Origin of the sequence: Clostridium magnum DSM 2767, assembly GCF_001623875.1 — a bacterium.
GTDB lineage: Bacteria > Bacillota > Clostridia > Clostridiales > Clostridiaceae > Clostridium_AM > Clostridium_AM magnum.
Genome location: NZ_LWAE01000002.1, coordinates 873,274 through 892,847, shown reverse-complemented (window position 1 = coordinate 892,847; position 19,574 = coordinate 873,274). Strand labels below are relative to the sequence as shown.

The 19,574-nt window shown below is 32.2% G+C and carries 17 protein-coding genes, 1 pseudogene and 1 riboswitch; of the genes and pseudogenes, 7 read left to right on the top strand and 11 right to left on the bottom strand.

The window, feature by feature from the left end; genetic code table 11:
- Positions 1–348: 348 nt before the first annotated feature.
- From CLMAG_RS11535 to CLMAG_RS11525, 3 genes are all read left to right on the top strand, one after another.
- Entirely contained in the window at positions 349–1,962 is a 1,614-nt protein-coding gene (locus tag CLMAG_RS11535; protein WP_066622174.1) for an NHL repeat-containing protein, read from the top strand.
- 191 nt (positions 1,963–2,153) lie between these two features.
- Complete coding sequence (locus CLMAG_RS11530; RefSeq protein ID WP_066622173.1) at positions 2,154–2,396, top strand: hypothetical protein; 243 nt, start codon at positions 2,154–2,156, stop codon at positions 2,394–2,396.
- Positions 2,397–2,822: 426 nt separating this feature from the next.
- The gene (locus CLMAG_RS11525; RefSeq protein WP_066622171.1) at positions 2,823–3,851 is read left to right on the top strand and encodes a 3-deoxy-7-phosphoheptulonate synthase; all 1,029 of its coding nucleotides are present in this window, start codon (positions 2,823–2,825) and stop codon (positions 3,849–3,851) included.
- Positions 3,852–4,006: 155 nt separating this feature from the next.
- Here the strand turns inward: CLMAG_RS11525 and CLMAG_RS11520 are convergent, their stop codons facing one another.
- From CLMAG_RS11520 to CLMAG_RS11510, 3 genes are all read right to left on the bottom strand, one after another.
- On the bottom strand, positions 4,007–4,999 hold the full coding sequence (locus CLMAG_RS11520; protein ID WP_066622169.1) for a D-cysteine desulfhydrase family protein: 993 nt from the start codon (positions 4,997–4,999) through the stop codon (positions 4,007–4,009).
- A gap of 31 nt (positions 5,000–5,030) precedes the next feature.
- Entirely contained in the window at positions 5,031–5,645 is a 615-nt protein-coding gene (locus CLMAG_RS11515) for a LysE family transporter (protein WP_066622168.1), read from the bottom strand.
- Between the two features lie 244 nt (positions 5,646–5,889).
- The gene (locus CLMAG_RS11510; RefSeq protein ID WP_066622167.1) at positions 5,890–6,495 is read right to left on the bottom strand and encodes an FMN-dependent NADH-azoreductase; all 606 of its coding nucleotides are present in this window, start codon (positions 6,493–6,495) and stop codon (positions 5,890–5,892) included.
- Between the two features lie 220 nt (positions 6,496–6,715).
- On the opposite strand from CLMAG_RS11510, the gene CLMAG_RS11505 reads away from it, so the two are divergent.
- Complete coding sequence (locus CLMAG_RS11505) at positions 6,716–7,261, top strand: MORN repeat-containing protein (RefSeq protein ID WP_066622166.1); 546 nt, start codon at positions 6,716–6,718, stop codon at positions 7,259–7,261.
- Between the two features lie 113 nt (positions 7,262–7,374).
- Here CLMAG_RS11505 and CLMAG_RS11500 read toward each other — a convergent pair whose 3' ends face one another.
- The 3 genes from CLMAG_RS11500 to CLMAG_RS11490 form a co-directional block, all read right to left on the bottom strand.
- Positions 7,375–8,601 (bottom strand): SGNH/GDSL hydrolase family protein, encoded by a 1,227-nt coding sequence (locus tag CLMAG_RS11500; RefSeq protein WP_066622164.1) that lies wholly within the window; start codon positions 8,599–8,601, stop codon positions 7,375–7,377.
- 139 nt (positions 8,602–8,740) lie between these two features.
- Positions 8,741–10,258: an FGGY-family carbohydrate kinase gene (locus CLMAG_RS11495; protein WP_175562219.1), complete on the bottom strand. Its 1,518-nt coding sequence runs from the start codon at positions 10,256–10,258 to the stop codon at positions 8,741–8,743.
- A gap of 207 nt (positions 10,259–10,465) precedes the next feature.
- Positions 10,466–10,579, bottom strand: a riboswitch (FMN riboswitch).
- A gap of 145 nt (positions 10,580–10,724) precedes the next feature.
- Positions 10,725–11,939 (bottom strand): LL-diaminopimelate aminotransferase, encoded by a 1,215-nt coding sequence (locus CLMAG_RS11490; RefSeq protein ID WP_066622162.1) that lies wholly within the window; start codon positions 11,937–11,939, stop codon positions 10,725–10,727.
- Between the two features lie 264 nt (positions 11,940–12,203).
- Here CLMAG_RS11490 and CLMAG_RS11485 point away from each other — a divergent pair, with 264 nt between their 5' ends.
- Entirely contained in the window at positions 12,204–12,602 is a 399-nt protein-coding gene (locus CLMAG_RS11485; protein ID WP_066622161.1) for a (deoxy)nucleoside triphosphate pyrophosphohydrolase, read from the top strand.
- 101 nt (positions 12,603–12,703) lie between these two features.
- On the opposite strand, the gene CLMAG_RS11480 is transcribed toward CLMAG_RS11485, so the two are convergent.
- Together CLMAG_RS11480 and CLMAG_RS11475 are read right to left on the bottom strand one after the other, a co-directional pair.
- Positions 12,704–13,066, bottom strand: coding sequence for a VOC family protein (locus tag CLMAG_RS11480; protein WP_066622160.1), 363 nt, complete (start codon positions 13,064–13,066; stop codon positions 12,704–12,706).
- Positions 13,067–13,123: 57 nt separating this feature from the next.
- A pseudogene (locus CLMAG_RS11475) lies at positions 13,124–13,647 on the bottom strand (nitroreductase family protein).
- 241 nt (positions 13,648–13,888) lie between these two features.
- Here CLMAG_RS11475 and CLMAG_RS11470 point away from each other — a divergent pair.
- Complete coding sequence (locus CLMAG_RS11470) at positions 13,889–14,770, top strand: DUF4474 domain-containing protein (protein ID WP_066622159.1); 882 nt, start codon at positions 13,889–13,891, stop codon at positions 14,768–14,770.
- A gap of 125 nt (positions 14,771–14,895) precedes the next feature.
- Positions 14,896–15,789, top strand: coding sequence for a metallophosphoesterase (locus CLMAG_RS11465; RefSeq protein WP_066622156.1), 894 nt, complete (start codon positions 14,896–14,898; stop codon positions 15,787–15,789).
- Between the two features lie 173 nt (positions 15,790–15,962).
- Here the strand turns inward: CLMAG_RS11465 and CLMAG_RS11460 are convergent, their stop codons facing one another.
- The 3 genes from CLMAG_RS11460 to CLMAG_RS11450 form a co-directional block, all read right to left on the bottom strand.
- A complete protein-coding gene (locus tag CLMAG_RS11460; RefSeq protein WP_066622154.1) occupies positions 15,963–16,640 on the bottom strand; it encodes an ABC transporter ATP-binding protein in 678 nt (225 codons plus the stop codon).
- Positions 16,640–18,280, bottom strand: a complete 1,641-nt coding sequence (locus CLMAG_RS11455; RefSeq protein ID WP_139264290.1) for an ABC transporter permease — start codon at positions 18,278–18,280, stop codon at positions 16,640–16,642. Before CLMAG_RS11455 ends, CLMAG_RS11460 begins: the two co-directional genes overlap by 1 nt.
- A 75-nt stretch (positions 18,281–18,355) precedes the next feature.
- Positions 18,356–19,426, bottom strand: coding sequence for a Fe(3+) ABC transporter substrate-binding protein (locus tag CLMAG_RS11450; protein ID WP_066622152.1), 1,071 nt, complete (start codon positions 19,424–19,426; stop codon positions 18,356–18,358).
- Between the last annotated feature and the right edge of the window lie 148 nt (positions 19,427–19,574).

The window sequence follows — 19,574 nt, the reverse complement described above, 5'->3', positions numbered from 1 at the left end:
AGGATTAACTGTAAATTAATGCTTAATTGATTCTTCACTTTAATTCAGTCCTACTCCTTAAATACACATATTGATGAAATTCGCATAAACTGTATTAGATAACTCGCCATCTCAGTGATAAGACTACTATGAGGAGTCTCTGACGAAAGAAACATACACATAAGTAAAAGCAAATCAATAAGTAATTTAATCATGAAGTGAAACTTGAATCAGATGGAGTTTCAACTCCACCTGATTCTTAGTTGAACGAATCCAGGGATGTAGCCGCTCTTTACTCCCACTTTGAAGAAGATGGGAGTATTAGAGCAGGTAGTCATCGGATAAACTTTATTAAGGAGGAGACTTTCTATGTTAAAGTTTTTAGACAAAATAAAGAAAAATGTCTTTGCACCAATTTTAGAGTTAATAGACTATGCCAATCCTAATAAAGAAAATATCGAAATAGATGCCACTAATGCAACTTCCAATAATGAATATTTAATATATTTACAGGATTTAGGCACTGGTTATTTAACAGGTCCTGAGTGCTTTAGTTTAAAGGATGATGGAGGTTATTATTTGCTCGATACTGCCAAAAAAACAATTTTATCATTTGATGCTAGTGGGAAGAAAAATCATTTCTTTACTTATGGAGACCTTTCGGTATCAAAAATAACATCAAATAAAAATGATATATTGTTTGTTATAGATACTGCAAACGGAATTATTGGCAAAATAGATAGCTTAAATAATATAGAAAAATATTTTATCGATGAGCTTAATATTGATACTTTAATTGATTTTGGTGTAAGCAATAATGGTAATCCATTTATTGTTGTAGCAGATGAGAATGGTGGTAAAACCTATGAAGTAAAATTATCAAAAAATAAGGCTGAGTTTATTTCCGTTAAAAATGGACGTTTTTCTGAGGATGGAAAGAACTATAGGACCACTTTAGTAAAAGATAAAGGTTTGGATTTAGGACATTCCTGCGTTATTACTATTTTTGATCAGCTAGGTGGTGTTGAGAGAGAATTAACACTAGAATCAAATCACTGGATTGAAGGCGCAGTTTACCTTAGTGAAATAGATGGGTACTTCATTGTGAAAACCCATGAAATTGAAGTTGATAAAAACAATAATCTTGTCTTTGCAGAATTAATAAAAAAGATAGATATAAATAATAATGTTGTTGGCATTTTAACATTACCAAAGAAACACAAATATATTCAAAATGATGTAAAAATAAAAGGCACTTCTATATATCATTTAAATTGCCAGAAAACCCATTGGGGAATGGAAAAATTAGAGTTCTCATCTCCTAATATTTTTAAGTCTTCATTAGAAAAACAAAGCTTAGAATCTTTAGACCCTTACGACACATCAATACCAAATAACTTACTGCTATTGTCACTTAATTCAATTAATCGTTCATTTATTCAGCAGATGGCTGATGATTACTATACCTGTAGCTGGCATTGTTCATTAAATAATTATTCAACTTATAGAAAATCAGTCCGTCCAAGATATATTTATGCTTCTAACTTATACTATCAACGTGTTCCTTACAACTGGGGAGGTTGGGATTCACTTGATAGCTTTGGGGTTAAAATTTCACAAGGTAAAACTGCTGGAAATATTAATACAAAGAAAGTATATTCTGTAATAGCCGGGGTGGATTGTTCTGGATATGTACAAAGATGTTGGGGGCTAAATGACTCTAAACGCAATACTATTATGTTAGATGATCCAAGAATATCCTATAGAATACCTGTACTACAAGCTAAATTCGGCGATGCATGGAATAGTGCAGGCCACATAATGATATATCAAGATAGAGATGGCTACGGGAACTATATTTTATATGAATCAACATTATTAAATGAATACGATGGAGTATATCATTCTGCTCGTGCTATATCTTATATTGAGGATAACTATCATTTAATAAGACGCTTGAATATTAATGAGGATATGGAATAAGTCCTCTTTTATTTTAATTTAGCATTGCTGTGATTTCTTATATGTTATAATTGAATAAAAAAATTAATTAATTCGTTCAGCTAAGAATCAGATTGGTGTTAAATTCCTAAATAGCATTTAAGGGGCAATGTTCACTGATCAAAGCCCCTATCTAATTCAAGTTTCTCTTTTATAGAAAGGATTGTGACAGCATGCATATTAATGATATTAAGAAAGACTTTAAAGAAAAATCAATGGATCCCTTACTAGTGGTGTTGGCAAATAAGGGTTATCAATGGCTTCTAACAAATAATTCAGAAGAAAAGGAGGCTACTGCATTTGAAGAATATATATTAAATAACACTGTCCTTTTAGAACTTGAAGAAGTGAAAAGTAAGAAAAAATCTTTAAGAGACTTTATTACGTGGAAGTATATAAATTACTTGGATAGCTAATCTATCTAAGTAATTTATAGAGAATTCTATATTGACATATAAAACCTAACTGGTATAATTACATATATAAAATTTATCTTTTCAATCGATAAAAATTATCTATGATTGAAAGGATGTGGAGGATAAAATCATGAAAAATATCATTGGAAAGGGAATAAGCGGAAAACTTTATCTTTATTTTAGCTGGGGCTACTTTTATTATAGCGCTGGTTACTTTTTCTGCAAAAAAATATTTATTCCAATTTTCAATGAGTTTAACAAATCGAATTTTATCTCCTGTAGGAAGATTCTACAGGTATAACATTATAAATTTGGTTTATGCAATAAGGCTCATTAGGGCCTTATTTTTTTATTTATTTTTATCCAGTAAATAGTCTAAAAGTGAAAATTAAAATAATAAATTTATTAGAGAAAGGAATTAAGAATATGAATATGGAATTTGTAAAAAAAATACCTACTGCACAGGAGATTATAGGCGAAATGCCTCTACCAAACCATATTAGAGAAATTAAAGAAGAAAGAGATATTGAAATAAGAAAAGTTTTTCAGAATGAAGATGATAAATTTGTTCTTATAATAGGACCTTGTTCTGCTGATAATGAGGATTCTGTTTGTGAATATATTGGAAACCTTGCAAAAGTTCAAGAAAAAGTAAAAGATTCAATTATCATTATACCTAGAATATATACAAATAAACCAAGAACCACTGGAGAGGGATACAAAGGAATGGCTCATCAACCAGATTTAAATAAAGATCCAGATTTAGTTGAAGGAATAAAAGCAATTAGAAGGATGCATCTGAAAGCTTTAAGTGAATATCATATGCCTGCTGCTGATGAAATGCTATATCCTGAAAATTATGCATATCTTGCAGATATGCTGAGCTATCATGCAGTTGGAGCTCGCTCAGTAGAAAATCAACATCATAGATTTACTGCAAGTGGCCTTGATATGCCTGTAGGAATGAAGAATCCTACCAGCGGAGATATTAATGTAATGTTAAATTCTATTAAGTCAGCACAGCTTGCACATTCTTTTATATATAGTGGTTGGGAGATTAAAACAGGTGGAAACCCTCTTGCACATGCTGTTCTAAGAGGAGCAGTAGACGCTTCCGGAAAAAATATTCCAAATTATCATTATGAAGATTTAACTTACCTAGCTAAGGAATATGAAAAACAACAGCTGCTAAATCCTTCTATTATTGTAGATACAAATCATGCAAACTCAATGAAGCTTTATAAAGAACAGCCGAGAATTGCAAGAGAAGTGTTGATGAGTAGGAAATACAATTCTACACTGAAGAAAATGATTAAAGGACTTATGATTGAAAGCTATCTTGTAGAAGGCAGACAAGAGGTAGAGGATGGTACTTATGGAAAATCAATAACAGATCCATGTCTTGGCTGGGAGGATACAGAAAAACTAATTTATCATATTGCTGAGAATTTATAAAATTACAACAGACAAGCAGCCGAAAAGAAAGCAGAAGTATTATTATAAATTTCCTTAAGACTTCTGCTTCTTTTCCCAAATTTAATGATTTTCAATTTCTTTTATTAGAATCTATTCAATTATCAGTATCTGACTAATTATAACGAATCTATAACCTAAAGGTTTTCAAATAATTTCTTTCCCGGAAAAATTCCAAATATCCCACCTGTATGAATGAATAATAGGTTTTTGCATTCACTAAAGCTTCCTTTTTTAATTTCTTCAGTTAATCCATACATGGCTTTTCCTGTATAAACAGGATCTACTACTATACCCTCCATTTTTGCAAAATCAGAAATGAACTCCAATTCTTCTTTTCTGCTTAATGCATATCCTTTTCCAACGTATCCATCCATAATGTGAATTTCATCCTTTGAAAAACTTAAATCTATATTAAGATAGTTAATACTCTCATTTAATATTTCATGGATTTTACTCTTAAAATATTCTTCATCATCGCATACATTAACTCCATAAATCCTTCCAGAGTGATTCAATATTTTACTAGCTAGCAAGAGTCCAGAGTAAGTTCCTCCAGATCCTGTTGCAACAACAATTCCATCAAAATGCACTCCAAGTTCTTTCTCTTGATCTATAATTTCTTCCATTGTTTTATAATATCCAAAACCACCAATTCCATTTGAGGCACCCTCTGGAATAATATATGGTTTAAATCCCTTCTCTTCCATAGAGCTCTTAATTTCTTTCATGATTTCCATTCTTCTATTTTTATATTCTTCTGGAGTTATAAAGTGAATTTCAGCTCCGAGAAGCTTATCTAAAAATAAATTCCCATCAACTTCCTCGTCACTACTTCCTTTTAGAACCAGACATGATTTAAGTGAAAGTTTTGCAGCGATTGCTGCTGTAGCTCTACAATGATTTGATTGAATTCCTCCACATGTAATTAAAGTATCACAACCCCTATCAATAGCTTCTTTTACAGAGAATTCTAACTTTCTTACTTTGTTTCCAGATGTTTCCATCCCAGTCTGGTCATCTCTTTTAATATATATATTTGGTCCTCCTAATTTTTCTGATAGCTTCTCCAGTTTTTCTATTCTGGTTGGCAAATTTGCAATATTTATTTTCTCTGGAATCTTAATCATTTTCTATATTCCCCCTCCATTTATTGAGTATTCACATATGAATTCCATTGAAGTAAGATCTTAATTCAGGAATAGATACTGCACAATATACTAGAAGCATTGCCATAAATATATTGACAGGTTTTCTGTATTTATTTAAAAACTTTTGAAATAAAGCACCGAAAAGTGCCCAACAAGAATTTGATAAAAATCCCGAAAAGGCAAGAATCACAGAAAATAAAATTAGTGCTGTATTTGAGTTGTAGTATGGTACTACAAAACTTGAGGTTACAGTTATTCCAAAAAGTAGTACTTTGGGATTAATAAATTGTAAAGTCATACCTGCAAAAAAATTGTTAAAATTGTCAGTTCCATCTTCTCCTGTCTTTGGCTTGCTTCTTAGAATTCTGATAGCTAAGTAGATCATATATATAAATACAAGTATGTCCATAAAGACTCTAATTTTTGGGATGAAATTAAGCAGAAACATATTAAGATAACTGGCCACTAGCATAATTACTTCAAAACCAGCAGTAATCCCTAAAATAAAATTAAAAGTTTTTTTGTAGCCAAAATAACTGCCAAAAGACATAGACATAATGTTATTGGGTCCTGGTGTAAAAGTTGAAACAAATACATAAGATAAAAATGCAGTAATGCTAAACATTAGCTTTCCCCCTTATTATAAAAAATTAAAAATACAAAATACACATATTGTATAATATATATTGTACAATATGTGTATTTCTATTTTCAAGTAAATATTAAATTATATGGAATATTATTCATTAAAATAATCTTTTCCATGACAATATTTTTCATATTTATCTTTTGTGTAAATACTTATCTAAGAATAAATAGCTCAGATTTAACCATCCATTCTTTTTTATAATTAAACACCATGATATGAACTAAAAATCTTTTGCCTTTTCTACGGCTTTTTCAATTGTATTTTTTACAATTGCTTCTATATCTTGACCAATAACATCTAGATTGTCTGCTACTATTGTAGTAAAGTCAGTTATCCCAAGGAATCCAAGGATTGTTCTTAAATATCTATCTCCCATTTCATAGGTTGCAAATGGTTCCTCTGAGTATCCTCCACCCCTTGAAACAATATGGACTACTTTCTTCCCTTGACATAGACCAACTGGTCCCTCTTCAGTATACTTGAATGTAATTCCTGTGACACATATATAGTCAATATATGCTTTTAGTACTGCTGGAAAACTCAAGTTCCACATTGGTGCTGCAATTATATACTTATCAGCTTCAGCAAACTGATATGCATATTTTAAGATTGGGTGATTTCTACTGTCATCAGTTTTTGGTCCAAAAACACTATTGATATCTTCTTCTTTTAAAAAGCTTATTCCTTCCTTGTATAGATCTAAAGTTACTATTTCATCATTAGGATTTTGTTTTCTATACTGTTCAACAAAGTTATCTGAAATTTTAAAAGTTCTTGATGCTCCTTCTGGTTTTGCATTTGCTTTAATATACAATACCTTGCTCATATTATTTTACCTCACTTTAAATTTAATTTTACACTTAATATCTTTCGTGATATTTATTTTTTTTATTCACATAAATAAACTTACCATTAATTATTTAAACAGTACTAATACATGCTATCAATCCCTGTATTTATATTACTAAAATACTTTCTATGATATAATACTATCATTATAACCTTATTAACCAATTAAAATATAAAGAGATAGGAGATAGTCGAATATGAAAAACTTAAAATTAAGTAATGCTAACTTAGATAAGATAAAAATAGATACTATAAAAAGCCCTTCAACTGGCCATATCCACGGAGGAACTTATATAGGAGAGCGAAAAGATGATAAGATGGATGGAGAGGGAACTTATCTCTACAAAGATGGTAGTAAATATATAGGTCAGTGGAAAAATGATCAAATGAGCGGTCAAGGTACACATACCTGGCCAGATGGTGAAAAATATATTGGTGAATGGAAGAATGATGAAAAGTACGGCTATGGCGTATATACTTGGCCAGATGGAGAAAAGTACATAGGCCATTGGGAAAACGGAGAGAAGTGCGGCCATGGCGTTTATATTTGGTCAGACGGAGATATTTACACTGGTGAATGGAAAAATGATTCAAGACATGGTGAAGGCGTCCATACACATCCAGATGGTGAAAAATACATTGGTCAGTGGAAAGATGATAGAAGATCTGGAAAGGGCATGTATGTATATGCTGATGGACGAGTTCTTACAGGCGAGTTTAAGGATGATGAATTTGTAGAGTAAACAAGAAAAATTACAACAAAAGCAAATAGATCCCTTATTTGGTGCATTTATCAAATAAGGGTTCTTCAACTTAATAGAAGAGAATTCTACTAGATATACAAGTATATCTCAGTTCATTGTAAATTGCCATAAATAACTTCTCCGATATATTTATATCCTTTATCACTAGGATGAGCAGTATTTGTTCCACTGCCTCCCGAATAATCATTAGCTGTCATTCCAAAGAATCCTGCTTTTTGTGCTGCAGTATAATCCTTATAAAAAGCTTTATAAATATCTATAATCCCAGTATTATAAGTATCTGCTATTTCATACATTGATGCTACATATGCCGGCCAATTTGTTGTCCATGAATCCGCAGGTTTTTGATTTGCCACTAAACATACATTACTGCCTCTCCCCTGCCAATAGGTTACTAAACCTATCATATTTGATTTATAGTCTTCAACAGAATTCCCCCGTCCTGATTCGTTAATACCAAAAGATATAAGCACTAAATCCGGTTCTGGTAAGACATCCCATATTTTTTTTGTTAAAGGTGTATTAAAATAACTTGCCACTTTACTAGAAATTGCTATTTTATCTACCTCAATTCCTGCCTTACTAGAGGAAGCAATTGCTCCTTCTATAAAAATATTTGCAGCTCTATTAGGAGTTATTACTAGTGTATGAGTAATGCTATCTAAACCTGAATAAGAAACTTTATTTGAGAAACTTAGTGATTCATCCAAACAATTTATAGTACCTACTTCCTTGCCATCTATTGTTACCGTGGCTGTACCACCATCTTTTGCCTTAGCATACAATAAATCCAAATTTGTTCCAGTAAAGATTAGAGTTGCTGATGAGGTATTTTTATTAGAAATTCCGAAACAACCACCAAAGCCACCAACATTGGAAATGAACTCTCTAGAAGCACCAGAGACACTCCATCCCTTCCCTAGTGTCCATCTACCTTTAGTACCGGCCGGTAAGGCGCCTTCATAGATACTAATAAAACCTTCCCCTCCATTACCATATTTATTTTGTAGGTATGATTTCATTATGCCAACCCAAGATTTATTTACTTCGTCACTGGAATACTCTCCTCTTGTATTAGACTCACCTATGCAATATATTTTTACTTTTTTGGTATCTGAATTTTGCAATGCATTTTTATACTTTGATAAACTCGCCTCTATATTATATCCATACTCTTTATAGGGTGATTCCTCTTGCTTCGTTTTTACTGGTGGTTTAACATTATTTGATGAATTAATTTTTCTTGACGAGCAACCTACCAAAATCATCGCGCAAGATACAGCTACAGCAGAAATAACACCTAATAATTTCTCTCGCATATTCATACCCCTCTGTAGATTTTTTTACCTTACTAACTCAAAATAAGTCTCCAATATTAAATTGTATTCCCTAGTCTCCATACAGTTTAATATGCGTAAAAGTTTACATTAGATACATTGCAAAAAATGGTTTATTTAGTTAGGTGCTAGCAGCCAATTTTTTCAACATATCTTTTTGAAGTTTATATTGATCTTTATATATTTTTGAATTATTACTATTTGGACTATATGTATTAGTAACTTTCAAATTGCTAATAAGTGCGGTTTTTAAATCCTCTATATCACTAGCTGCATATGCTGCAATAATACAATTTGTCAATACAGCACCACCTGAAGTTTCTAATGTAATTGCTTCACTCTCCATAACATCTGCTTTAATTTGATTCCATAGATCATCTCTACTTCCACCTTCAGTGATGGTAATTCTATTTATTTCGATACCAGCATTTCGATAAGCATCTGTGATTTCCATGTAATCATAAGCAATTGCTTCCAGAACAGCTCTCCATAAAACAAACTGATCTGTATCCAAAGTCATGTTTAAAAATGCGCCTTTAACTTTGGAAAATTCACCATACCCACCAGTTAAGTAAGGTAGGAACATTACACCATTGCATCCGGTTGGAACTTTTTCTGCTTCTTTGCTTAACAACTGATAATAGGTATCATCATCAGATTTCTTACAAATGCTATCCTTAAACCAACGAAGTGCTAAACCTCCAGTCCTAACAAATCCCCAATAAAAATATGTATTTTCCAAAGTACCACTGTTAAAAATCAATCCACTTCCTTTTTTGCTCAGCTCCGGAATAATTCCATTTGTAGAAACACAGAACATGGCGCATGTGCCGGCAACATCTACAGCTTTATTTGCTTCAAGGATCCCGCTTCCAAGCATGGACTGCATTGTATCACCTGCACCAGCACAAATTGGAATACCAACGGGACATCCTGTTTCCTTTGCCACTTCTTCTGATAAAGTACCAATAATATCCCAGGGCTTTACAATTTTAGGCATATAGCTTCTATCTATCCCTAGTATGTCCAGCTGTTCATCAGACCACTCTTTTTCATATATGCGATATCCAAGGCCCCAGCCAGACATTGCTCCCCAATCAATAAAAGCATCTCTGCTCTTTAAACCTGCAAGATTCATTAAAATATATGGGGCATTGTGAACAAATTTTTTACCTCTTTCCTGAAAATCTTTATTATTCGCTAAGAGCCATCTTGCATGTAATGCTGGAAAGATACAGCTTGGGTCAGCATTACCTGTCTCTTTTCCCCAAATATCAAGATCCAAATTTTTAAGTATTTCAGCATCACTGTGTGTTCTTGAATCTAAATAGTTTATATAGGGTGTGATTGCCTTACCGTTGTCGTCTATACCAACTATTCCGCAAATAATTCCATCACCCATAATTGATCTAATTAAACTAGGGTCGAATCCCTGTTTTCTTAACTGCTCTATACACTGTTTCATACCAAGCTTTGTAAGCGAAAGATATTCATCAGCATCCATCTCAACCCATCCGATATGAGGATATTTCAAGATTGTCTGATTAGATGATTTTGCTATACATTTCATATTTTTATCGTATATGGCTACTTTCACGCTTTGAGTTCCTGCATCAAAACCAAGATAATAATGCTCCATAATCTACATTTAGTGAGAGTGTATATAATTAGTGTCACCCCCCTCACTAAAATTCACCTCTTTTCTATATCATATTTAATCCCTTGTACTTTACTACTATAATTTAATATAAATACTTTTCCAGAAAATAAAATAACCCCTAGGTTTTCCCAGGGGATTGTAAACAGAATAAACATATTGACAAATCTAAAGATATCCACATTGTTTATTCACCTTCTTTCATCCAGACTATACTGTCGGCTTCGGAATCTAACCGAATCTGCCTTATGGCTTGCGGGCTGTACCGCCGATAGGGAATTTCACCCAACCCCGAAGGATACTTTATATAACTTTATTACTAATATAGCACTGTCATTTGCCTTTGTCAACCTTAATATGAATATATATCCATTTTATATCCTACCATATTAGATTTTATCGTTAATAAATATAAATACGTTCCTGTTAAAGTTGAACTTTCTTACTCCTATAGCTTCTTAATTCTCTCAATGGCCTCTATGGTATTTTCATAAGTACTAAATGCTGTCAGTCGAAAATATCCTTCTCCCTGAGGACCAAATCCGATTCCTGGTGTACCTACAACATTTGCTTCTTCCAATAAATAATCAAAAAACTCCCATGAAGTTATATTATTTGGTGTTTTACACCAAATATATGGTGCATTTATACCACCATACACAGAATAACCTGCTGATCTTAGTCCTTCAAGGATTGCCTTTGCATTATTCATATAATAATCCACTTGTCTTTTTAGCTGTTCTCTTCCAGTTTCAGAGTAAACAGCTTCCCCTGCCCTTTGAATTATATAAGGTGCACCATTATATTTTGTTCCGTGACGCCTAGCCCAAAGTGTATTCAATGAAACATTATCACATTTTAATTCCTTTGGAACAACTGTATATCCAAGTCTTACTCCTGTAAAACCAGCATTCTTTGAAAAGCTCTTTAGCTCAATGGCACAGTTTTTTGCACCTTCACATTCATAGATTGTATGAGGTACCTCATCCTCTGAAATGTAGGCCTCATATGCTCCATCATATATAATAACTGCTTTTACCCTATTTGCATAATCAACCCAGCCCTGAAGTTGATCTTTTGTAATTGCTGTCCCAGTTGGATTATTAGGGAAACATAGATAAATAATATCTGGTGTTTTCTTTGGAAGCTCTGGTGCAAAATTATTATCTGTAGTACATGGCATATAGATAACATCACTCCACCTTTGATTGATAGTATTATAAGCTCCTGTTCTTCCAGCCATTACATTTGTATCTATATATACAGGATATACAGGGTCACAGACTGCAATTTTATTATCTACGCTAAATAGTTCCTGGATATTACCTGCATCACATTTTACACCATCACTTACGAATATTTCATCTATTGAAATATCAATACCACGTGTTCTATAATCACCTTCTGCAATGGCATTCCTTAAAAATTCGTAACCCAAATCTGGTGCATACCCTTTGAAAGTATCCACCTGTCCCATTTCATCCACTGCGTGGTGTAATTTATTAATAATAGTTGGTACTAATGGTTGAGTTACATCACCAATTCCTAAAGAAATAATTTTGTTATCAGGATTATTCTTCTTAAAGTTATTCACCTTCTTAGCTATAGTTGAAAATAAATAGCTTCCTTGGAGCTTCAAATAATTATCATTAATTTTGTACATAATAGCCTCCTTATTATCTATTTCTTCTTATTCAAAGGAATGCTCTAGGGGTACACTAAACATTTTAAGTATCAGGTATTTAACTAATATTATTGACTGTATGGATTATGCAATGATTTTAATAGTTATAATAATTATTGTATGTAAAACCCTCTAAAGATTACACATTAATATCCTGTATTTCATTTTCTATCCATTAAGCATAAAATTGCATTTCAATATGTATCTATGATAAAGTTGTCTAGAAGAGAGGTGTTATTATAAATGAAAAAACTAATAAAAGTGGTTGGAGCTATTATAGAAAATGAGAATAAAGAAATACTATGCGCTCTTCGCTCTCCAAGGATGTCTTTACCAAATATGTGGGAATTCCCAGGTGGAAAAGTTGAAAAAGATGAAAACTTGAAAGAAGCTATAGAAAGAGAAATACAAGAGGAACTGGGGTGTACTGTTGAATATGACCATGTATTTAATGACAATACTCATGAATATGATTCTTTTATAGTAAACTTAATTACTGTAAATTGTAAATTGATATCTGGTACTCCTACAGCTACTGAACATTCTAAACTGATATGGCTGAAAAGAAAGGATTTGCTTTCTTTAAAATGGGCTCCTGCAGATATCCCTGCTGCTGAGCAGTTATCATTGGAAAAAGTATAGCATAAAAAACTGCTATAGTTAACTTATACTGGGCTACATAGTTAGAAAAACCACATTCTTCGTCAATGTTTAGTTACCTGAGGAAGAAAGTGGTCTCCATATTAAATGTTTTCCGAGAACTGAATTTTTAATCCGTTTGGATCTAATACGTAGAAAAATCTTATATGAGGATTTGGCTGAAATGGTCCGCTATGAATAGCTATGCCTCTTTCTTTAACAAAAGTCATCATTTCTTCTACTGAATTCACTTCAAATCCTAGGGAAATATCATGTCCAAGGTTTACTTCTTTTAGGGATTCATCACATACCAGTTCAATCTTTGTTTCTCCATCTCCTAAAAATGTAATTTCCTTTCCTGGTCCTGCATTGAATCTTCTATCTACCTGAAGGCCAACTATATCCTTATAGAATTTTAAGGATTCTTCCATATTTTTAACCATTAATGTACACCAGTTAAATTTCATAATTTGTCCCTCCTTATTTTTGAGAGATTTATACCCTATACTATAGAAGGTATTTTCTTATTTTACCATTACAACAAAATTATCTTTTCTTGGGGCAGCCTTAGGATGGTCACAATCTGGATATCCTAAAATGCATGACCCTACGCCTATATAATCGCCTTTGATTCCCCATTCTTTCAGTAAGGCTTTGCCCTCTTCACTTTCAAACATCTCTTTTGTTCGATGAATCCAGCAGGAACCAATTCCAAGTGAATATGCAGCACTGTACATATTGCCTAAAGCAAGACTTGCATCTTCAATAGGTGTTGCTTTACTTTCATCTGCAAGTACAAGAATTATTGTAGGTGCCCATAATATGGGTCTATGTTCTCTTTTCCCATAACAGCCGCATTCATTTTTGATAATTTTTCAATAACATTCTTGTTTTGAACCACTATAAACAATGCAGACTGCTGGTTTGCTCCACTTGGAGCATATTTACCTGCCTCTAAAACAGCATTTAATTCCTCATCTTTGATCTGTTCAGATTTATACTTTCGTATACTTCTTCTGTTTAATAAGGTTTTCATTGTTTCATTCATAATTGACTTACCTCCTAATTTGTTAATGGTTATAAACAACTTATATACTATCTATACTATCATTAAATTTATTTTAATACTTCACTTATTTAGATAAAATTACTATTATTTTCTTTATGCCAAATTCCAAATTTAGCCTAATATCTTCAAAATATAAAGTTTAAAGTGTAATATTTATAACATAATGATATTCTATAAAGAATAATATTTTATAAAGAATAATATATGTGAGTGAGTTATTATGTTTTCATTTATCTCTAAAAGGCTGGCTATTTTAAGATCAATGTCTAATATTGTTAGAACAAGAAATGGGACTGGTGATGATGAATTTGATGAAGCAGTAAAAGCTGCTGGCTATTCTTATGATTCAATAGACGATATATTTTATTCTAATATAGATGCATGGCAGAAAAATATGGGGTATTGTCGGTTATATGATGAGGCTGCAGCACCTCTAGGGATGATTATAGATTGCGAGCCTATTTATTTTATATACAATGGAAAAAGATGGCTTATTGAATTTTGGAAGGGTCAATATGGTTTAGCTACTGGTTGTGAGATAGGAGTATATGTAACAGATGAACCTGATCTGGATATTCCAGGTGTTTTTAAGGGACCTTTTTATAACTGTGTATCTAGTAAAGATTATCTACAGATGTCTTATTCTTTAAAAAAGAATAATAAAGTACTTTTAACAAGAGAGTATAAACACTGGTGGCTAGCATGTTTTAAACTTGGTGAATTTTCGGAGCCTTCAGAGTTAGTAGTAAGCTTGACCTTAACATTAAAAGATAAAAGGATGCTTAATGCATTTGCAAAAGAGCTAAATAAGGTAGGATATTCTGATAAAGAAATTACTATAAATGAAAATACAGTGGGATTAGAGTTTAATAGACCATTTACACCACAACCTACTACACGAACAGCAAAAACAGATTGGATTATACAGATGCAAAATCAACTATTATGTTATAGGTATCAGAAAATCACAGGCCCATATGATAACATGTCAGATAAAATAAAAGCAATTAAGAAAGAAGACCCTAAGCTATATGAAAGTATCTTAAATATAGGTAAAACCAAAAAATTATTTGCAAAACGTAAAAGTTTAAAAAATATTTAAATTAATAATATTTCTATAGAAAATACTGTTTCCACTTGATCACCAGTCCATAACAGTTCTTTATTAATAAATTGTAAAGTATATTTTATATGATAATGAATTTATTGCTTTAGTATGGAGGGAAGATGAATAAATTAAAGCGTGTATCTCAAGTTTTCCAGTCAGCAGAGCAAATCTCTTTCGATGATTTTTCAAGGATTGTTCTAATGAGCGATTGCCACAGAGGCGATGGAAGTTGGGCAGATAATTTTTCTAAAAACCAGAACCCTTACTTTGCCGCCTTAACCCATTATTATAATAAAAATTATACTTATATCGAAATTGGCGATGGAGACGAACTTTGGGAAAATAATAAATTTTCTAATATAATTCAAACCCATAAGGATCTTTTTAAGCTTCTGAGAAAGTTTTTCAAAGAAAATAGGCTTTATATGATTTTTGGAAACCACGACATGGTAAAGAAAAATGATAAATTCATAAAAAACTATTTATATCAGTATTTTGATGAACGTGAGAAAAAATATGTTTCTTTATTTGAAAATATAAAGATCCATGAAGGATTAGTGTTGAAGTATAAAGCCACAAATAACAAAATTTTGCTCTTACACGGACATCAGGTAGATTGTTTAAATGATCAAATGTGGATATTAAGTAGATTTTTGGTTAGATACCTGTGGAGACCACTTGAATTATTTGGAGTAAATGACCCAACAAGTACAGCCAAAAATTATGAAAAAAAGGATCTCATAGAAAAAAGCCTCACCCAATGGGTAAGAAAAGAAAAACATATGCTTATTGCTGGACATACCCACAGACCTATGTTTCCTGAAGATGGTAAACCTCCTTATTTCAATACTGGAAGCTGTATCCATCCCCGTTGCATAACGGCAATTGAAATTGCAGATGGTAATATAGTACTTGTGGAATGGAATACTAAAACCAAGGCTGATGGCACACTGTTCATTGGCAGAGATATAATAGCAGGACCTAGACCGTTAAAAAATTACTTTAAGAGATAGACACATTTGACTTATATAAGTGAAATGTGAATTCAGATACTAGTATTAGAGCGGATAGTCCTGGATTAAAACAAACTGGTCATCACTTTGTGGTACAATGTTTTTACTGAAAACATAAAAATATCACAAAGGATGACTCAGAAATGATTATAAGATAAAATATAGGATGTCCTCTAAATTACATTTTCTACTTTTCCTGATTTAACAACTACCCCTTCCTTCAAAACCACTACCTTATCAGCTATACTTTTCACATCCTCCCTATCATGGGTTACAAAGATAGCTGTTATACTGGTTTTATTAAGTATTACTTTAAGCTCTTCCCTGATTTTCGCCTTTAAATGAGCATCTAAATTACTAAAGGGTTCATCGAGAAGCAGTACGGTTAGTTTTGGCGCCAAGGCTCTTGCAATAGCAATCCTTTGCTGCTGTCCGCCACTTAATTCATGAGGATATCTTTTCCCCAAACCCTGAAGGTTAACAAGTTCAAGCATTTCTACAACCCTTTCCTCCTTTTCCTTCTTGCTAAAATTATTAAGCCCAAAATTAATATTCTCAGCCACTGTCATATGGGGAAAAAGTGCATAGTCTTGAAATATCATTCCTACACCTCTCTTTTCAGGTAAGATGAAGGTATTACTGTCAAATATAGTTTTGTTATCTATAACAAGTCTTCCAGCTGAAGGTGTCTCAAGTCCTGCTATTAATCTAAGAACTGTACTCTTTCCACCCCCGCTTTCTCCCAAGATAGATAGTATTTCGCCCTTCTCCATGCTAAAACTAATATTTTTAAGCGTGTCTATTTTGGAATTTTTATACTTAAAGTTCAGATTTTCTATCTCTATAAACATTATTTCTTCTCCTTATTCCCTATTTTATTTATTAAATAAACTGAAACAATACTAACTAGAATTATTATAAGTGCTGGAATTGCTGCTTCATGTATCTTTTCATCACCAGCATATTCATAGGTCTTGGTAGCTAGAGTATTAAAATTAAAAGGTCGAAGTATTAGTGTTAGTGGCAATTCCTTAATTATATCAACAAATACTAAAGCCAAGCCGCTAATTAGTGCTGGTCTTATCATAGGTAAATCTACTTTGAAAAAAGTTTTAGTAACAGTATATCCTAGTGTCCTTGAAGCTTCAAAAAATTTCATTCCTATTTTATCAAATCCAGCTTCAACAGCCTGATAACCTATAGCCAGGAATCTTATAATATAAGCAAATATCAGCATAAAGACGCTTGTACTTAAAATAAGAGTCTTTGAATTAGGATTAATAGCTTTATAAAGCCCCACCATGCTGCGATCTATGCTTACCATTAAAAGTATTACTCCGATTGCAATAACCGCACCGGGAATAGAATATCCAAAAATAGATATTTTAGAAAAGGCTTTAGAAATCCAATGACTATTCATTCTAGAAAAATTAGCTATAACTACAGACATGACTATTATAAAAATCGCTGCAACAACTGCTAGCCATATTGAGTTAAACATCATTTCTATAAACTTAAGATTAAGTACTTTTTTATAAGTTAAAAAGCCCCAAGAACTTAGCTGCAGCAAAGGTATAATAAATCCTAAGCTTAAAATAATAAAACAATAGAGAAATGCCCCTATAGCTTTTATACCCTTTAATTCTACTAGAACAATGGACCTCACTTTAGCTGTAGTATAGCTATATCTCTTTCTTCCTCGAAGCCACTTTTCTATAACTAATACTATAAGCACTGTAAACATCAACATAGAAGCCAGTTTTACTGCAGTGCTCGTATCTCCCATAGAAAACCAAGTTTTAAATATTGCTGTACTAAAAGTTTGAACTCCAAAATAAGATACAACACCAAAATCATTAAGTACCTCAAGTATTGCTAGCGAAGTTCCACCGACAATAGCTCCACGAGATATAGGTAAAATTACATGAATAAAAATACTAATAGAACTTTTCCCAAGAAGTCGTGCATTTTCAATAAGAGCAGCAGATTGTTTTTCAAGAAATGATCTAGTTATCATATATACATAAGGAAATAAAAAAACTGTAAATATAAATATAGTTCCCTTTATAGACATTATGTCAAAAGCATTAGGATCTAGAGTCATTTTCATAGTATCTCTAAGAAACCTTTGAACTACGCCAGTATAATTAAATATTCCACTATATGTGTAGGCAGCTATATATGGTGGCACTGTCAGTGGTAAAATTAATGACCATTTAAAAAATTTCCTAAAAGGAAAGTCATAAGCGGCAATTAACCATGCCAGCGTAGTTCCAGTTATCATAGTAAAGATTCCAGTAAAAACTGCTATTTTCAAAGTGTTTATAATATAATCTTTCAAGAGAAAAGTCTTTATATGGTACCAGTTCTCATTAGGCTTATCTAATAAATGAAGTAATATATACATGCAAGGTAAAGTTACAAAGAGTACAAATATAAAGCTTAAGCCCTCCCAAGAATTTACCTTCTGTTTTATGATTTCATATTTCATTAATGATTTTCACATCCTTTTCTTCATGATGTCTTATCTAGAGAGAAAAGACAGTCTACAAAGACTGCCTTTAAATTATTTCCAACCTACTGCATTCATTATTTCAACAGCTTTCTTATTGTTCTCTCCAAGCTTAGTTAAGTTTATATTTTGAGTTTTAAACTCTCCCCAAGACTTAAGAAGCTCTGAAGGCTCTACAGCTTTGTTTACAGGGTACTCATAGTTAACTGAAGCATAAGACTTTTGAGCCTCTGTACTTGATAAGAATTCAATTAACTTAATAGCATTTTCTTTATTCTTAGAACTCTTAGTAACTCCAGCCCCACTTACATTAATATGAGTTCCACTAGTTGATTGGTTAGGGAAAAATACTCCTATCTTTTCTGCAACCTTAACTTCTTCAGGGTCAGAAGAATTAGCTAGTAGTCCAACATAATATGTATTCATGATTGCAACATCACCTACACCTGCTACAACTGCCTTAGCTTGATCTCTATCATTTCCTTTAGGTTCTCTTGCAAGATTTGCTACGATACCTTTTGCCCACTCAGTTGTTTTTTGTTCTCCGTTTATATCTATAAATGAAGCAAGTAATGATTGATTATAAATAACACTTGAGGATCTAACTAATACTTTTCCTTTCCACTTATCACTTGTTAAGTCTTCATATGTAGATAACTGCTCTGGCTCCACTCTGTCTTTAGCATAGACAATAACTCTAGCTCTCATTGTTAATCCAATCCAGTTACTATCCTTATCTCTTAAGTTCTCAGGAACATTTTTAGCTATAGTATCAGATAAGGATGGCTGAAGAACTCCTTTTTCTTTAGCTACATGTAATTTTCCTGCATCTGCTGTAATAAACATGTCTGCCTCTGAATCCTTACCTTCTCTTACAAGTCTCTCCAGTAATTCATCACCTTTTCCCTCTATTAAATTAACCTTAATACCTGTCTTCTTTTCAAAATCTGCATAAAGTTGCTTGTCTACATCATAATTTCTTTCAGTATAGACATTAACTACACCAGATGTCTTAGTCGCCTCTTTAGCAGTACTGGTAGTAGCTGGCTTACTTTCACAACCTGCTAACATTGATACTGTTAAAAGTGATGTTGTTATTGATAGAATTAAAGATCTTTTTTTCATTAGTATAATCTCTCCTTTATTGATATTTTATCATTTATTAATGATTCTCATTATCAATTATAACATTATGTTATCCAATTATAACATTTTTGTCAACTATTAAATTTAATTTAAAAATACACTTAAATTATTAACCACATAAAATCCA

Bases quoted from the DNA above. Each gene is read 5' to 3' on its own strand.
- CLMAG_RS11535 (WP_066622174.1), top strand. From the start codon at position 349: ATGTTAAAGTTTTTAGACAAAATAAAGAAAAATGTCTTTGCACCAATT.
- CLMAG_RS11530 (WP_066622173.1), top strand. From the start codon at position 2,154: ATGCATATTAATGATATTAAGAAAGACTTTAAAGAAAAATCAATGGAT.
- CLMAG_RS11525 (WP_066622171.1), top strand. From the start codon at position 2,823: ATGAATATGGAATTTGTAAAAAAAATACCTACTGCACAGGAGATTATA.
- CLMAG_RS11520 (WP_066622169.1), bottom strand. From the start codon at position 4,999: ATGATTAAGATTCCAGAGAAAATAAATATTGCAAATTTGCCAACCAGA.
- CLMAG_RS11515 (WP_066622168.1), bottom strand. From the start codon at position 5,645: ATGTTTAGCATTACTGCATTTTTATCTTATGTATTTGTTTCAACTTTT.
- CLMAG_RS11510 (WP_066622167.1), bottom strand. From the start codon at position 6,495: ATGAGCAAGGTATTGTATATTAAAGCAAATGCAAAACCAGAAGGAGCA.
- CLMAG_RS11505 (WP_066622166.1), top strand. From the start codon at position 6,716: ATGAAAAACTTAAAATTAAGTAATGCTAACTTAGATAAGATAAAAATA.
- CLMAG_RS11500 (WP_066622164.1), bottom strand. From the start codon at position 8,601: ATGCGAGAGAAATTATTAGGTGTTATTTCTGCTGTAGCTGTATCTTGC.
- CLMAG_RS11495 (WP_175562219.1), bottom strand. From the start codon at position 10,258: ATGGAGCATTATTATCTTGGTTTTGATGCAGGAACTCAAAGCGTGAAA.
- CLMAG_RS11490 (WP_066622162.1), bottom strand. From the start codon at position 11,939: ATGTACAAAATTAATGATAATTATTTGAAGCTCCAAGGAAGCTATTTA.
- CLMAG_RS11485 (WP_066622161.1), top strand. From the start codon at position 12,204: ATGAAAAAACTAATAAAAGTGGTTGGAGCTATTATAGAAAATGAGAAT.
- CLMAG_RS11480 (WP_066622160.1), bottom strand. From the start codon at position 13,066: ATGAAATTTAACTGGTGTACATTAATGGTTAAAAATATGGAAGAATCC.
- CLMAG_RS11470 (WP_066622159.1), top strand. From the start codon at position 13,889: ATGTTTTCATTTATCTCTAAAAGGCTGGCTATTTTAAGATCAATGTCT.
- CLMAG_RS11465 (WP_066622156.1), top strand. From the start codon at position 14,896: ATGAATAAATTAAAGCGTGTATCTCAAGTTTTCCAGTCAGCAGAGCAA.
- CLMAG_RS11460 (WP_066622154.1), bottom strand. From the start codon at position 16,640: ATGTTTATAGAGATAGAAAATCTGAACTTTAAGTATAAAAATTCCAAA.
- CLMAG_RS11455 (WP_139264290.1), bottom strand. From the start codon at position 18,280: ATGAAATATGAAATCATAAAACAGAAGGTAAATTCTTGGGAGGGCTTA.
- CLMAG_RS11450 (WP_066622152.1), bottom strand. From the start codon at position 19,426: ATGAAAAAAAGATCTTTAATTCTATCAATAACAACATCACTTTTAACA.